Below are 14,607 nucleotides of genomic sequence, written 5' to 3' on the forward strand. Positions count from 1 at the left end.
CCACACCCACGTCCGCCTGCACTGGGGAATCGAGAACCGCCTCCACTACATCCGCGACACCGCCTGGCGCGAGGACGCCTGCCACGCCTCCCGAGGAAACGGGCCCAGAAACCTCGCCACCATCCGCAACCTCGCGCTGAGTCTCCTCCGCCTCCACGGAGTCCGAAAGGTCAAGGAAACCCTCGAGCGCATCGCCGGCGACCGCTACCGGGCACTCCACTACCTGGCTACATAGGGCAATGGATCGTCACACTAGGCGATCTTCGCGCAGCCCTGGTTCCCAACACTGGCGAGGTGGGTTCGGATCGTTGTCCTTGCTACTCCGGAACAAATTTGTGACAAGTTGTCGCAGGTTTCTGTACATCTGCTCGAACCTGGGATATTGGGATCTTGGCTGTGGTCGGTTGGCTGGCTGGCCGTGTTGTCCGTTTCCGTGGCCAGCTGGTCCGTGCGCGTGGGTCACCGCCGTCCGGGCCCTTCGTCGCAGATACCGATCCTGACGGGTGCCAGATCCTGCGCGGGCCGCTCGTGCCGCGGGTGCCGCCCTGGGCTTCGGTGGTATGAGTTGGGCGTCCGCCTGGTCACTCGGATCGGGAGTGAGATCCGGCCTCCTGCTCGCGAGGTCGTCCCACGGTGGAACCGCGCCGCGACCGCCTGGAACGAGTCGGGGGCGCCGGAGGTGCGGCGGGCAGGGCTGGCCGTGGGCGGTCAGTGGCTCCTGACCTCGAAGGTCGCCCGGCCGGCACCGGTGACGCCGAGTGGCCGCCGGACGCCGGGAATTCGCAGACTTATGGCGGCGGTGAGACTGTAGTGGCCGGCAGGCAGTCCGGGGCTCGCCAGATGAATCGTGACGGATGGCGCGAGAACGGCACCCTGGGAGTGCAGCGGCGGGTGTTGTCGAACCGGCGCTCCTGTGCCAACGGATTCGACGTCGATACCGCCGCCGGATCCTTTCCCGTTTCCTTCTGCTCCGGGGACGTCGACGGGATCCACCCGAGCCACCGCGAAATAGTCGAGTGATCCCCAGGGTGGAAGGGTCTGGCCGCCGACGCGCAGCGCCAACCAGATGTCAAAAGGTGACCCAGCGCGCGGTGCGGCCGGCTCGACGCGCGCGTGGAGGTGGGCTCCGCCCGGCGCGGGTCCGGTGCCGCTGCCCGCGTGGTCGGCCTGCGGGTCATGGCGGACGCCCGGCATGACATGTGTCAGGTGGGCCTCGATGAACGTCGTGAGATTCGTCGGTGCCCATGACGGCCAGCGTGCCTCGATGCCCCCGCGGGAGTGCCGGGCGCTGGTACTGCGCACCGCGTTTCCCTCCATGAGCAGCCGCACGACAAAGCTTTCCTCGTGCTGAAGGTCCGGGTGCTGAGGGTCCGGGTGCTGAGGGTCCGGGTGCTCGACCGCCCTCGCACCCTCGGCCGTGTCGGCGCCGGGCAGTGGTGCTGTGCCGGTGGGCGAGGTGGGGAGCGGGAGGGGGGGCGGGACGTCGTCCATCGTTGCCTCCGTCGCTGCCCGCCGGTGATGGTGTCGGGCACCGGCGGGGGAAGGCGTTCCGGCTGGGGGCGTTTCGGGCTGCGCGCGGCCGATGTCACCACCGGCCGCGCGCGGAGGGTGGCCCCGGGGTTGCGGGAGCCGTGCTGGGGTGAGCTGCCGACTACGGCTCGTAGATCTGGATGGTGCGGGGCTGGGTGAAGGCGGTGAGCGGGTAGCGGCGCTGCGGAAGGGGCGGCGCGTTCAGGGCGAAGGTGACGACCGCGCCGATCTGGTAGATGCCGGCCGGCAGGCTGCTGGCGGGGATCTTCTGCTCCGTGACCGCCTGGGCGTAGGTGTGCTGGCCGAAGACCGTCGCGCCGCTTCGGGTCGGGATCTGGTAGGCCGGCTGTGGCACGTCGAGGGCGTTCAGCCAGTACTTCACGGAGTAGCTCAGATAATCCTCGAGCACGTGGATCTCGTACGTGAAGAGCTCGAACTCGACCCAGACGGTGAACGGGTCGCCCACTTCGATGATGTTGGCCGGGCCAAACCCGGTGTCATCCACCACCTCCACGAATTCGCTGATCGTGATCTTGCCCTGCTGTTCTCCGTCAACCACCGGTGCATTCCCTTCGTTTCGGCGTCTGTGTCGGCGGCAGGTGCGCGCCGGGCTGTGTCCCTGTGTAGACCCGGCCGATTAATGATCATGTGGTCCTGACTTAAGGGCCGGCGGATGCTGGTTAAGCGCGGGAATCCCGGTACTTCTGGAGAAGTAACGCCTGCTCAGAGGGCTGTGGCTGGAACCTGTCCGTCGAGGGCGCGGACGCTGGCTGCTGTCCGGCCGGCCGGATGCTCCGCGCATCGCGCCGGAGCGTGGGCGATGCGCGGTAGCGGCTGCCCGTGCTGCGGAAAGATGTCCGCCAGTGGTGCGGCAGGGAAGCCGAGTGGGGGTGTGCATGCCCTCGAAGGCTGGTATTCCGTAGCGTCGGACGCATGGTTGCCGGCAATCACGCGTGCCGTCGGCCGGTGGGTGATAAAGATGGCATCGGCGCTCTGATTGTTTTCGCCGACTGCTGGGCCGCATGGGGGATGCATGCTCGCGGGCAAGGTACTGGAACCCGTCAGGGGGCAGGCCGTCGCCGCGCATTCCGTATTCACCGACGCGGCGCGCGGTGGTGTGACAGTGCTTGTCGTGCCCCCGGGACGCCTGCTCACCGAGGGCCTGACGCAGTCACTGCTGGACGTCGGGCGCAGACCCGTCTGGCTCCGCCTGGGCACCGAGGACCGCGATCCGGCGACCCTGCTGCTGACGATGGTGGCCGCGGTGCGGCGTCGGGTCCCCGGCTTCGGCGTGGATCTGCTGCGGGCCTCGGCGGCGAGACCGGGCCCGATCTTCGGCTGGGACGGGCTGTACCAGGCACTGGGCGAGGCCCTCGCCAGCTCCTTCCCGGCTGACGCGGCCCTGGTGATCGACCACGCGGACCGGGTGGATCCATACGGCCCCGCCCTGGAACTGGCCTGCCGCCATGTCATCGCAGCGCTGCCCGAGCACATCCCACGGGTGGTGATCGGGCACGCGGAGCTGCCGGCGACCCGCCTGCTGCGACCCGGTCGCGCGCCGACAGCACTGCCGGCACACACCGCTTCCTGGCCCGCCCTCCGGAACTGCAGGCTCGCGCTCCCTACGGGGCAGATCCCGCAGATGTGGCCGGCTCTCCGGGACGGCCTGGGAACAGTCCCGGGCCTGGGGCCGGGAACGGGTCCGAGGCTCGGAGCGGGCGCAGGCCCGGGCCGTTGGCTGCGGCGGCGGCGCGCGACCGGGATGCTGCGCGGCTCGGCCGCCGTCCGGGCGGCACTCGCCTTCGCCCGGACGTCCCTCGCCGACGCCGACGTGGCCCAGGCCTTCCGCGGCTCGTCCTCGGCCGCGGTGCTGGCGTCGCTGGCCCAGGCCGCACTGGCCCGGGCGGACACCGGCGCGCGGAGGGCGCTTGCCCACATCCTGCAGGTGGGTTATGTCGCCCCCGCCGACCAGGGCGCGGTCACCGGGCCGGTCCAGGGGCCGTGGTTCCAGCCTCTCGCCGACGGCTGGTGGCGGCTGCGGACGGTGTGGCATGGCCCGCTCGTCGCCGCGCTCGGTGACGACGCCCGGCTGGACCCCGCCACGCTGCGAGGTATCGCCGTCCGCCTGCTGCGGGAGGGAGCCGCGGAGACCGCGGTCCCGATGCTGATCGCGCTCGGCGACCAGCAGCTTCTCGTCGAGGCGCTCCGCCCGGCGGCGGCGGAGATGATCGGTAACGGTCAGTGGAGCACTCTCGGACGCTGGCTCGACGCCCTGCCCGCCGAGATCATCGAGGCTGAGTCGGCACTCCTGGACGCGGCAGCGCACGTCACGTGGTCTCGTGGGAGGACCGATCTCGCCCGGCGCTGGTTCGACGCGCGTCTCACCACCGCCTCCGGTGCGGACCAGGCCAACCTCGGTGTCATCACGCAGCGCCAGCCCGATATCGATATCCACCGCGACAGCCGCGGCCTGCCCTGCCCGGAGGCAGGGTCATCCCGTCCGGCGGGCGGGCCGTCGGAGACGGGCGTCGCGGTGCCGGGTCGGCTGGAGCTGGCCGTCCACGTGCTCGGCCCGCTGGCGGCGGCGGTGAACGGCCAGCCGGTGGGTGGCTGGGGAGCGCGGCAGCGGTCCCTGCTCGCCTATCTGGTTCTGCACCGGGCCGCCGCCCCGCCGCGGGAGGTGGTCATGGAGGCGCTGTGGCCGGGCGCGGATCCGGCCGCGGCACGGAACAACCTGCAGGTGGCTGTCCACGGGCTGCGCCGTGTCTTCCGCGCGGTGACCAGCTCCGCGATCGTCGTGTTCGACCGTGGCGTCTACCAGCTCGCGCCCGAGATGGTGGTGTCGGTCGACCTGGACGCCTTCGAGGGCCACGTGCAGGCAGGGTGCCGCCTGGTCGACGCCGGGTGCCCCGACGAGGCGATCGTGCAGTGGGAGGCGGCGATGGCGCTCTACCGTGGTGACTTCCTCGCCGACGGCCGGTCGGATGACTGGGCTGTCCCAGCCCGCGAGCAGCTGCGCCTCACCTACCTGGACGCCCTCGACCAGCTCAGTGTCCTTTATCTGGACGCCGGCCGCCCTGCGATGTGCGCCCTGCTGTGCCGGCAGATCCTGGAGCGCGACCCCTGCCGGGAGGACGCGCACCGCCGCCTCATGCGGTCCTACAGCCGCCAGGGCCAGCCGCACCTCGCTCTGCTGCAGTTCCGCACCTGCGCCGACTTCCTGGCCCGGGAGCTGCGGGTGGCCCCGGCACCGGCGACGGCCCGCCTGCACGAGAAGGTTCGCCGCCACGAACCGATCTGAGTCGCTCCGCCCGGTTCGGGTCATTCCCCGGGCGGCGGTTCCTCCTCCGTGCACAGGCGCAGGATCTCGTCGCCGTACTTGGTGAGCTTGTTCTCGCCGACGCCGCTCACGGTCGCGAGGTCGGCGAGGGATGCCGGCGCGACCGTGGCGATCTCCCGCAGGGTGGCGTCGTGGAAGATGATGTAGGCGGGGATGCTCTGCTCCTTGGCGGTGGCGGCCCGCCAGGCCCGGAGCCGCTCGAACAGCGGCATCGCGTGCTCGGGCAGCTCGACCGGTGCCGCCGCGCGGCGGTTCTTCGTCGCTGCCGCGGCCTTCGCGGGGCGCTGGGGTTCCCGGCGCATCGACACGGTGCGCTCCTTGCGCAGGATCTCCCCGCTCGCGTCGGTGAGCAGCAGGGTGCCGTGATCGCCCTCGACCGTCAGCAGCCCCTGGGCGAGGAGCTGACGGACGACGCCCCGCCATTCGGCCTCGCCGAGCTCGGCGCCGATGCCGAACACGGTCAGGGTGTCGTGCCCGTGCTGGCTGACCTTGGGGGTGCGCCTGCCGAGCAGGATGTCGATCACATGGCCGGCGCCGAACTTCTGCCGCCGCTCGCGATGCAGGCGCAACACGGCGGAGAGCACCTTCTGCGCGGGGACGGTCGCATCCCACGACTGCTGGGGTTCCAGGCAGGTGTCGCAGTTCCCGCAGGGCTCCGACCGCGGCTGCCCGAAGTAGGCCAGCAGCCCGACCCGGCGGCACTCCACCGTCTCGCACAGCGCGAACATCGCGTCGAGGTGGTGGCCGAGCCGTCGGCGGTGCGCCGCGTCGCCCTCCGAGGTGTCGATGAGCCGCCGGAGCTGGACGACGTCCTGCAGGCCGTAGGCGAGCCAGGCGGTGGAGCGCAGCCCGTCCCGCCCCGCGCGGCCCGTCTCCTGGTAGTAACCCTCCACCGACTTGGGCAGGTCGAGATGGGCGACGAACCGGACGTCGGGTTTGTCGATCCCCATCCCGAACGCGATGGTCGCGACCATGACCAGGCCGTCCTCCCGCAGGAAGCGGGACTGGTGCTCGGCGCGGACCCGGGCGTCGAGACCGGCGTGGTAGGGCAGGGCCGCGATGCCGTTGGTGGCCAGGAAGTCCGCGATCTTCTCGACCGAGGCGCGGGACAGGCAGTAGACGATGCCCGCGTCGCCGGCATGCTCGGTGCGCAGGAACTCGAGGAGCTGGGCTTTCGGCTCCTTCTTCGGCACCATGCGGTACTGGATGTTCGGTCGGTCGAAGTCGGCGACGACATGGCGGGCGTTCTCGAGCCCGAGCCGGGCCGTGATCTCCTGGTGGGTGGCCGGGGTGGCGGTGGCGGTCAGCGCGATCCGCGGCACCTGCGGCCAGTGCTGGCCCAGCTCGGACAGCAGCAGGTAGTCGGGGCGGAAGTCGTGGCCCCACTGGGCGACGCAGTGCGCCTCGTCGATCGCGAAGAGCGCGATCTCGCCGCGGTCGAGCAGTTCCACGGTCGACCGCAGCCGCAGCCGTTCGGGTGCCAGGTAGAGCAGGTCGAGCTCGCCCGCGACGAACGCGGCCTCCACCTCGCGGCGCGCGCTGTCGTCCTGGGTGGAGTTGAGGAAGCCCGCCTGGACGCCGAGGGCGCGCAGCGCCTCCACCTGGTCCTGCATCAGGGCGATGAGTGGCGACACGACGACCCCGGTGCCGGGCCGCACCAGCGCCGGGATCTGGTAGCAGAGCGACTTGCCGCCGCCGGTCGGCATCAGGACCAGGGCGTCGCCTCCCGCGACGACGTGCTCGATGATCTCCTGCTGGCCGCCGCGGAACGACTCGTAGCCGAAGACGCGGCGCAGCACGTCGGTGGCGTCACGCGGGGTGCGAACGGAAGGCAAGGTCACGGGGCCACTGTAGAAGGCGCCTCCCCGGCAGTGGCGAGCCGACCGGTGCCTGTGGACAACGCGTTCTCGATGAGGGCTTGCCCAGTCAGGGGTGCAGGGGTGCAGGGGTCAGGGCGCCGGCGCCGGGTGGGCGGCGACCCAGGCCGCGGCGACGGGAGAAAGTTCGGGACGCGTGCTGCCGGGAGGATTCCAGATCAGCCCGCGGCGGGCCAGTGGCCTGGCGGCCACGGTGATGTTCTCGTCACCGATGGTGTAACGGTCCGAGATCCGTCCGCTGCGCCACCGGTACTCCACGCGGCGTGCCGCCACCGCCCGCAGCACCTGTGCCTCATCCGGGCTGACCCTGATCTCCGCCACCGCCGACCTCCTCCCGCCATTGTCCCCGGTGGCGCGGCGCGCGGTGTCCCCGCGGCGGCGGTGCGCGCAGTATCCGACCGGGCGGCGGCTCAGGCGGACGAGCGGACCACCAGCTCGGTCGGCAGTACCACGGCGACCGGCGTACCCGGGCCGTCGCCGATGCGGCGCAGCAGCAGGCGGACCATCTCCTGGCCCAGCCGCTCCACCGGCTGGCGGATGGTCGTGAGCGGCGGATCGGAGTAGGCGGCGGGGGCCGCGTCGTCGAAGCCGATCACGGCGACCTCCTCGGGGACCCGCCGCCCCGCGGCGCGCAGGGCGCGCAGGGCGCCGAGGGCCATCAGGTCGGAGGCTGCGAACAGGGCGTCCAGCGTGGGGTGTTCGGCGAGCAACCGGGCTGCGGCCGCCCGGCCACCTGCCTCGGTGAAGTCGCCGGCCGCGATCCGGGCGGCGGCGTCGGGCAGGCCGGCCTCCAGCGCCGCCTCGGTGTAGCCGCGGAGCCGGTCGACGCCGACGCTCATGTCCAGCGGGCCGGCGATGGTCGCGAGCCTGCGCCGCCCGGTCGCCACCAGACGGCGCACGGCCAGCCCGGCCCCGCCGACGTTGTCGGCGTCGACGGAGTCGACCACCTCCCCGGTGAGCAGCCGCCCGGCCATCACCAGTGGGACGCCCGCCTTGGAGACCGAGGTGGCCAGCGTGTCGTCGCCGTGCAACGACAGGAGGAGCACGCCGTCGACGTGGCCGTTGCCGACGTAGCGCAGCGCACGGTCGCGCTGCTGGTCACCCTGCACCTGGAGCAGGACGAGCTGGAGCTGGGTGAGACTGAGGGCCTGGTTCGCGCCGCGCAGCACACTGGCGAAGAACGGGTCGGCGAAGACGGTGTCCGGCCGCTCGTGCGCGATCAGCGCGATGGTGTCGGTGCGCCGGGTGACCAGGCTGCGGGCGGCCCGGTTCGGGACGTAGCCGAGCGCGGTGATCGCCGCGGTGACCGCCTCGCGGGCCTCGGGGGAGACCCGCTCGGAGTCGTTCACCACCCGGGACACGGTCGCCCGCGACACCCCGGCGAGCTCGGCGACGGCCTCCAGCGTCGGCGCCCGCCGCTGCGCCGCGGACGGGCCCTCGTCGACGCTCATGACTGTCCGCTTGCCTCACGGCCGAGCTGCCCGGGGTGCCCGTCGCGCTCGCTGCGTGCACTGCGCCCGGTACCGGCACTGCGCCCGGTACCGGCACTGCGCCCGGTACCGGCACCGCCCGCGCGGTGCTCACCGATCAGCCGCGAGTACCACAGCCCGCTGGATTTCGGCGTCCGCACAAGGGTGTCGAAGTCGACGTGCACGACCCCGAACCTCATCCGGTACCCCTCCGCCCATTCGTAGTTGTCGAGCAGCGACCAGACGAAGTATCCCCGAACATCAACACCCTCTTCGGATGCCTGCCGCACGACATCCAGGTGCTCGGCCAGGTACCGCAGCCGGAGCGGGTCGTGGACGGTGCCGTCCGCGGCGACCTCGTCGTCGTAGGCCGCCCCGTTCTCGTGGATGTAGAGGGGAGTGCCCGGGTAGTCGGCGCCGAGCCGGCGCAGCAGGCGCAGGAAGCTGGCGGGGCGGACGGGCCAGCCGAGCGCGGTGACGTCCTCGGTGGTCTCGACCCGGGTCACCGCCTCCGCGCCGGCGAACGGGGTCGGCGCCGGGTTGGGATCCGGGCCCGGCGTGACGAGGTGCGGGGCGTAGTAGTTCACCCCGATCCAGTCCACCGGAGCGGCGATGAGAGCGAGGTCGCCGTCCCGGACCGGCAGCTCGGCGCCGGCACGGGCGAAGTCGGCCATCACGTCGGAGGGGTAGGAGCCGCGAAGGACCGGGTCCAGCCAGAGCCGGATCTGCTGCCCGTCCACCAGCCGGACGGCGTCCTCGGCGTCCTCGGCGCCGCCGACGCCGCCGACGCCGCTGCCGGCACCGGAGTCGGGCCCGGCCGTCCAGCCGTCGCCAGCCGAGGGCGGCTCGGCCGGGATGAGGTTGAGGGTCAGGCCGACGTCGCCCACCCCGCGGGTGCGCAGCATCGCCGCACCGAGGCCGTGGGCCAGCAGCAGGTGGTGCACGGTACGGACGGCGGCGCGGACGTCCCGCACGCCGGGGGCGTGCCGCCCGGTCAGGTGGCCCTCGAACGCCGAGCACCACGGCTCGTTGAGCGTCGACCAGTGCCGGACCCGGTCACCGAGCGCGGTGACCACGTGCTCGGCGTAGTCGACGAAGCGCAGGGCGGTGTCCCGGTTGGGCCAGCCGCCCGCGTCCTGCAGCGGCTGCGGGAGGTCCCAGTGGTACAGCGTCAGCCACGGGTCGATGCCGGCGGCGAGGAGTTCGTCGACCAGCCGGTCGTAGAAGGACAGGCCACGCGGATTCACCGGGCCGGAACCGGACGGGACGACCCGCGGCCACGCGACGGAGAACCGGTAGGCGGTCAGACCCAGACGGGCCATGAGCGCGACGTCCTCGCGGTAACGGTGGAAATGGTCGGTGGCGATGTCGCCGTTCTCACCGTTCCGGGTCTTTCCCGGGGTACGGGCGAAGACGTCCCAGATCGACGGCCCTCGCCCGTCCTCGTCGAAGGCGCCTTCGATCTGGTACGACGCCGTGGCGGCGCCCCAGACGAAGTCCGGCGGAAGCCCACCGGCAATCTGCGTCACAATCGGTTCGTTCGTCAACCCTTCACCGCGCCTTCCATGATGCCGCCGATGATCTGGCGGCCGAACAGGGCGAATATCACCAGGACGGGAAGCGTCCCGAGAGCGGTCCCGGCGAGGACGAGGGTGTTGTCCCGGTAGTGGCCGGAGGCCAGCGTGCTGAGCGCGACCTGGACCGTCGGATTCTCGGAGTTCAGCACGATCAGCGGCCACATGAAGTCGTTCCAGGCCTGCATGAACGTGAGCAGCCCGAGCACCGCCAGCCCGGGCCGCAGGGCGGGCAGCGCGACGTGCCAGTACAGGCGCAGCGTGCCGCAGCCGTCCATGCGGCCCGCTTCGAGTAGTTCGTCGGGTACGGCCTGCAGGACGTTCTGCCGCATGAAGACGACACCGAACGCCGTCACCGCGGTCGGCAGCACCACCGAGATCAGGCGGTTTCCCCAGCCCAGCTCCTGCATCTCGATGTAGAGCGGGATGATGCCGAGCTGAATCGGCACCATCATGGTGGCGATCACGACCAGAAGGAGCGCGTTCCGTCCACGGAACCTCAGCTTCGCGAACGCGAAACCGGCCAGCGAGCAGAAGAGAAGTGTGCAGAGGGTGATGGTGCCGGCGACGATGAACGAGTTCATCAGGGCTTTGCCGAAGTTGACGGTGTCGAAGACCCGGGCGGCGTTCGAGAGGAAGTGCCCGCCGGGCAGGAAGGGTGGTGGCAGCTGCCCGACCGCGTCGTTCGTCCGGGACGGGATCATGAACGTCCAGTAGACGGGGAACGCGGAGAGGAACACGACCACCAGCAGGAGTGGGTAGCGCAGCGGCCCGGAACGATCACCGGCGCCACGGATGCGGGAGGTCATCGGGAACCCCTGGTGAGGCGGGAGCTGTTGCGGGTGACGAGGTAGGCGCCGGCCGCGAACACCACGGTCACCAGGAACATGAGCCAGGCGATGGCGGAGCCGTAGCCGAAGTTGTGCAGCCGGAAGCTCTCCTCGTAGAGCAGCAGCGCGAGGGTCTGGAACTGGCGGCTGTTGCCGCCGGAGACACTGCCCGGCGAGGTGTCGAACAGCAGCGGCTCGGTGAAGAGCTGGATCTGCCCGATGATCGAGACGAGGGCGGTGAAGGCGATGGTCGGGCGCAGCGCGGGCAGCGTGATGTGCCAGAGCTGGCGCCAGGTGCCGGCACCGTCCATGGCCGCGGCCTCGAAGTGCTCGCGCGGGATCGCCTGCATCGCGGCGAGATAGATCAGGGCGTTGTAGCCCGTCCACCGCCAGATCACCATCGCCGCGATGGCGATCTTGGATGTCCATTCGCCGGCCTGCCAGTTGATCGGGTCCAGGCCGACCGTGTCGAGCGCCCAGCTGATGAGGCCGAACTGGCGCCCGAAGATCTGGCTGAACACGATGGTCACCGCGACGATCGAGGTGATGTTGGGCAGGAGAACGCCCATCCGGAACAGGGTCCGCCCGCGCAGCCGTGCGTTGAGCGTGTGCGCGAGGACCAGCGCCAGCACCAGCTGCGGAACCGAGGACATCGCCATCAGCAGGAACGTGTTGCCGGCCGCGTTCCAGAAGAAGTCGTCGGACAGCAGGTCGATGTAGTTGCGTAAACCGATGAACTTCTCGGCGCCGGGGCGGAGCATGTCCCGGTCGGTGAGCGAGATCCAGGCGGTGTACAGCATCGGGAACAGCCCGAAGGCGATGAAGAGAACGAAGAACGGGGCGATGAGCCAGTAGGGGACCGTCGCCCGCGCGGCCCGCCGCAGCGCGGGCGGCCCGGCCCGGTCGGCCCGGTCGGCCCGGTCTGGTCCCGGCAGTTGGGGCGGTGGCGTGCCCGGTCCGGAACGGTCGGTGTGCCCGTCCCGCGCGGCACCCGCCGGTGTTGCGATTGTCATCGCCCTTCTCTCCTTCCCGTTCGGCCCGCCGGGCGTGGCGTCAACCTGGTGCCACGTCCGGCGGACCACTACCGCCCGCAGGGCGCGGGAGATGTCAGCGGGCGGCCCGCTCCGCCTCCGCGACGGCCTCCCGGAAGGCGTCGGCGGGAGCCTGGTCCTCCTGCTCGATGCGCTGGATGCCGTGTTCCATCGCCTGCCGGATGGCGCCGTGCTTGGGCCCCTGGTACTGCGGCGTCAGGCTGACCGCGGACTCGCCGAAGATCTTTCCGGTCGGGGCGTCGTCGAAGAACGGGTTGGTGAACGTCTGGACCGCGGGACTCCCGATCGCCTGCACGCTGGAGGGGAAGTTCCCGGTCTCCTGGAAGATGCGGGTCTGCTGCTCCGGCGCGGTGAGGAAGGCGACCAGCTCGTAGGCCAGGTCCCGGTGGTCGCTCTGGGCGGGGATCGTCAGCCAGGAGCCGCCCCAGTTGCCGCTGCCCTCGGGAATCGCGGCGATGTTCCACTTCCCGGCGGTCTCCGGAGCGTTTTCCCTGATGTAGCCCTGCATCCAGGCTGGGCAGGTGATCGTGGCGAAGGTCCCTTCCTTCATCGCCGTCACCCATTCGTCCTCAAAGGCGACCAGCCCGGCGGACTGCCCGTCCGCGATGGCCTGGGCGGTGGTGTCGAAGGCGGCCCTGACCTGCGGGTTCGAACCGACGATCACCTCCGTCGTCCCCGGGGTGTAGTAGCTCTCGTCGATCTGGAAGACCTGGGCGTTGTAGATGTTGGTGGCGGCGTCGAAGAAACTGGCCCCGGTGTTCTTCGCCGTGAAGTCGCGGCCGGTTCGGAAGTAGTCGTTCCAGGTCGGCCAGAGCGCGCTCACGGCGGACGGTTCGGTGGGCAGGCCGGCGGCGGCGAGCAGGTCGGTGCGGTAGCACATCGCCAGGCCGCCGACATCGGTTCCGAGGCCGATCTGCGAGCGGCCGTCGGCGGACAGCGACGCCGCCCACTTGAACTCGGGGTAGTCGGATTCCCGGTCGCCCGCGCCGAGGTCGAGCAGGTTGACGAACTGCTCCGGCGTCGCTTTCAGCTGCGCGATGAAACCCTCGTCGACCGCCTCGACATCGGCGGCGCCGGAGCCGGCGGCCAGGTGGTTGACCAGGTTGTTGTGATGGTCGTTGTACTCGCTGACGGTCTCGACGATCTCGATGTCGGGGTGGCTTGCCTCGAACTCCCTGTACAGCTCCGTGTAGCCGAAGACGCCGAACGTGTTGACGGTGAGCTTGGTCTTCCCTCCATCGTCGCCGCAGGCGCTGGTCAGTAAGGCCATGGCCAGGACGGCTGCCCCGGCCATCGCCCCATGGCGACCTCGTCGTGCCTTCATGAAGCCCTCCCTCTGGCTTCACGCCCACCGCACTGATCGCGTGTGAGCGCTCTCATGGCTTCGAAACTGTGGGGCCCAGTTACGAAACTGTCAAGTAGTGACCACGAACCGATGTCGTGAACACTCCTGGTTTCACGGCAACCACGGAGAGAGAGGCGGGTGGAGGGGCAGGTGAACCTCTGGACGTGTCGGGACGCCCGTGCGACCCTGTGCGTCACGGCGCGTCGACGCGGACATCGGGTACCTCCCTCATCCGAACGTCCGTCACGGCTGGTCACGCGCTGTCGTTGTGGTGCCGTGTGCTCCCACCGGCGACCCACGTGGGCGAACCATGCGCCGCGGCCAGACGGCGGTGCGGTTTCCCTGCTCGGGTGCCCCGGGGAAGCCCGCGGGTGTCCAAGGGAAGAGGGAGCCCCATGTCCACGATCGAGTTACGCGACGTCACCCTGACCTACGCCAACCGGACCGGTGACGACCGGCCGACCCTCGAGGCGCTCGACCTCGAGGTCGAGGACGGCGAGTTCCTGGTCCTGATCGGCCCGTCCGGCAGCGGGAAGACGACAGCGCTGCGGATCGTCGCCGGCCTGCTCGCGCCCACCGCCGGCCGGGTCCTGGTCGGCGGCCGGGACGTCACCGGCGTCCCCCCGGCGGACCGTGACCTCGCGATGGTCTTCCAGAACTACGCCCTCTACCCGCACATGACCGTGCGCCGGAACATGGAGTTCGGCCTGCGGCTGGCCCGCGTCGACCGGGCGGAACGCGACCGCCGGGTCGCCACCGCCGCCGAGATCCTCGGCCTCACCGAGATGCTCGACCGGCGTCCGAAGGCACTGTCCGGCGGGCAGCGCCAGCGGGTCGCGATGGGCCGCGCCATCGTCCGCCAGCCGCGCGCGTTCCTGATGGACGAGCCGCTGTCGAACCTCGACGCCAAGCTGCGCGTGCGGGTCCGCGCCGAGATCGCCCGCCTCCAGCGCACCCTCGGCACGACGACGCTCTACGTCACCCACGACCAGACCGAGGCGATGACGATGGCCGACCGCATCGCCGTGCTGCACGACGGACGCCTGCAGCAGCTCGGCACCCCGGACGAGCTGTTCGGCCGGCCGGCGAACGTCTTCGTCGCGACCTTCATCGGCAGCCCGCCGACCAATCTCGTCCCCGGTCGCCTGACCCTGTCGGGGGAAACCGCGACCCTGCGGGTCGGCGCCCAGACCCTCGAGCTGCCCGACTCCGTACGTACGGCGCTCGCCCCGCCCACCGGCGCCGACGTGATCGTCGGGGTCCGGCCGCACGACGTCCAGACCGAGCCGCCGACGGAACCGGCGTTGATCCTCGACCTCGAGGTGGACCTGGTCGAGCGGCTCGGCACCGAGACCCTCGCCCACGGAGAGCTCGCGATCGGTACTGCCGCTCTCGCAGCTGCTGGTCCCGCCGCTTCGGCCGGCCTCGCTGGCACTGGCCGGTTCACGGCGGCGCTGAATCCGCGGATCCCGGTGACCGACGGCGGCGGACTGCGGCTCCATGCCCCTGCCGACCGGCTGCATTTCTTCGACGCCGCAACCGGCGTGACCCTGCGCCGGGAGGTCGCCGCCCTCGCCGCGTCCTGACGTC

The 14,607-nt window shown here is 71.0% G+C and carries 11 protein-coding genes and 1 pseudogene; 3 read left to right on the top strand and 9 right to left on the bottom strand.

What is annotated here, in order from left to right; genetic code table 11:
- Positions 1-235, top strand: a pseudogene (locus B207_RS40460) (ISAs1 family transposase); the annotation flags it as partial.
- A 473-nt stretch (positions 236-708) separates the two neighbouring features.
- Here B207_RS40460 and B207_RS0103595 read toward each other — a convergent pair.
- Together B207_RS0103595 and B207_RS0103600 are read right to left on the bottom strand one after the other, a co-directional pair.
- Entirely contained in the window at positions 709-1,491 is a 783-nt protein-coding gene (locus B207_RS0103595; protein WP_018635143.1) for a hypothetical protein, read from the bottom strand.
- A gap of 160 nt (positions 1,492-1,651) precedes the next feature.
- Positions 1,652-2,089: a hypothetical protein gene (locus B207_RS0103600; protein ID WP_018635144.1), complete on the bottom strand. Its 438-nt coding sequence runs from the start codon at positions 2,087-2,089 to the stop codon at positions 1,652-1,654.
- A 474-nt stretch (positions 2,090-2,563) separates the two neighbouring features.
- Between B207_RS0103600 and B207_RS42265 the strand changes: the two genes are divergently transcribed.
- Positions 2,564-4,831 carry a BTAD domain-containing putative transcriptional regulator gene (locus tag B207_RS42265; RefSeq protein ID WP_018635145.1) on the top strand — a complete coding sequence of 756 codons (2,268 nt, stop codon included), beginning with the start codon at positions 2,564-2,566 and terminating at the stop codon, positions 4,829-4,831.
- 20 nt (positions 4,832-4,851) lie between these two features.
- Here the strand turns inward: B207_RS42265 and recQ are convergent, their stop codons facing one another.
- From recQ to B207_RS0103640, 7 genes are all read right to left on the bottom strand, one after another.
- Positions 4,852-6,711, bottom strand: coding sequence for a DNA helicase RecQ (gene recQ / locus B207_RS0103610; RefSeq protein WP_018635146.1), 1,860 nt, complete (start codon positions 6,709-6,711; stop codon positions 4,852-4,854).
- Between the two features lie 108 nt (positions 6,712-6,819).
- Positions 6,820-7,068 (bottom strand): hypothetical protein, encoded by a 249-nt coding sequence (locus B207_RS0103615; RefSeq protein WP_018635147.1) that lies wholly within the window; start codon positions 7,066-7,068, stop codon positions 6,820-6,822.
- Positions 7,069-7,157: 89 nt separating this feature from the next.
- On the bottom strand, positions 7,158-8,198 hold the full coding sequence (locus B207_RS0103620) for a LacI family DNA-binding transcriptional regulator (RefSeq protein ID WP_018635148.1): 1,041 nt from the start codon (positions 8,196-8,198) through the stop codon (positions 7,158-7,160).
- Positions 8,195-9,745: a glycoside hydrolase family 1 protein gene (locus tag B207_RS0103625; protein WP_018635149.1), complete on the bottom strand. Its 1,551-nt coding sequence runs from the start codon at positions 9,743-9,745 to the stop codon at positions 8,195-8,197. The genes B207_RS0103620 and B207_RS0103625 overlap by 4 nt, the downstream gene beginning before the upstream one ends.
- 14 nt (positions 9,746-9,759) lie before the next feature.
- Positions 9,760-10,599: a carbohydrate ABC transporter permease gene (locus B207_RS0103630; protein WP_018635150.1), complete on the bottom strand. Its 840-nt coding sequence runs from the start codon at positions 10,597-10,599 to the stop codon at positions 9,760-9,762.
- A complete protein-coding gene (locus B207_RS0103635; RefSeq protein ID WP_018635151.1) occupies positions 10,596-11,633 on the bottom strand; it encodes a carbohydrate ABC transporter permease in 1,038 nt (345 codons plus the stop codon). The genes B207_RS0103630 and B207_RS0103635 overlap by 4 nt, the downstream gene beginning before the upstream one ends.
- A gap of 94 nt (positions 11,634-11,727) precedes the next feature.
- Positions 11,728-12,996 carry an ABC transporter substrate-binding protein gene (locus tag B207_RS0103640; protein ID WP_026310635.1) on the bottom strand — a complete coding sequence of 423 codons (1,269 nt, stop codon included), beginning with the start codon at positions 12,994-12,996 and terminating at the stop codon, positions 11,728-11,730.
- A gap of 416 nt (positions 12,997-13,412) precedes the next feature.
- Here B207_RS0103640 and B207_RS0103645 point away from each other — a divergent pair, with 416 nt between their 5' ends.
- Positions 13,413-14,603 carry an ABC transporter ATP-binding protein gene (locus tag B207_RS0103645; RefSeq protein ID WP_018635153.1) on the top strand — a complete coding sequence of 397 codons (1,191 nt, stop codon included), beginning with the start codon at positions 13,413-13,415 and terminating at the stop codon, positions 14,601-14,603.
- The last annotated feature ends 4 nt before the right edge of the window (positions 14,604-14,607 follow it).

Origin of the sequence: Parafrankia elaeagni (assembly GCF_000374165.1) — a bacterium.
GTDB lineage: Bacteria > Actinomycetota > Actinomycetes > Frankiales > Frankiaceae > Parafrankia > Parafrankia elaeagni.

Bases quoted from the DNA above. Each gene is read 5' to 3' on its own strand.
- B207_RS0103635 (WP_018635151.1), bottom strand. From the start codon at position 11,633: ATGACAATCGCAACACCGGCGGGTGCCGCGCGGGACGGGCACACCGAC.
- B207_RS0103620 (WP_018635148.1), bottom strand. From the start codon at position 8,198: ATGAGCGTCGACGAGGGCCCGTCCGCGGCGCAGCGGCGGGCGCCGACG.
- B207_RS42265 (WP_018635145.1), top strand. From the start codon at position 2,564: ATGCTCGCGGGCAAGGTACTGGAACCCGTCAGGGGGCAGGCCGTCGCC.
- B207_RS0103595 (WP_018635143.1), bottom strand. From the start codon at position 1,491: ATGGACGACGTCCCGCCCCCCCTCCCGCTCCCCACCTCGCCCACCGGC.
- B207_RS0103630 (WP_018635150.1), bottom strand. From the start codon at position 10,599: ATGACCTCCCGCATCCGTGGCGCCGGTGATCGTTCCGGGCCGCTGCGC.
- B207_RS0103645 (WP_018635153.1), top strand. From the start codon at position 13,413: ATGTCCACGATCGAGTTACGCGACGTCACCCTGACCTACGCCAACCGG.
- B207_RS0103640 (WP_026310635.1), bottom strand. From the start codon at position 12,996: ATGAAGGCACGACGAGGTCGCCATGGGGCGATGGCCGGGGCAGCCGTC.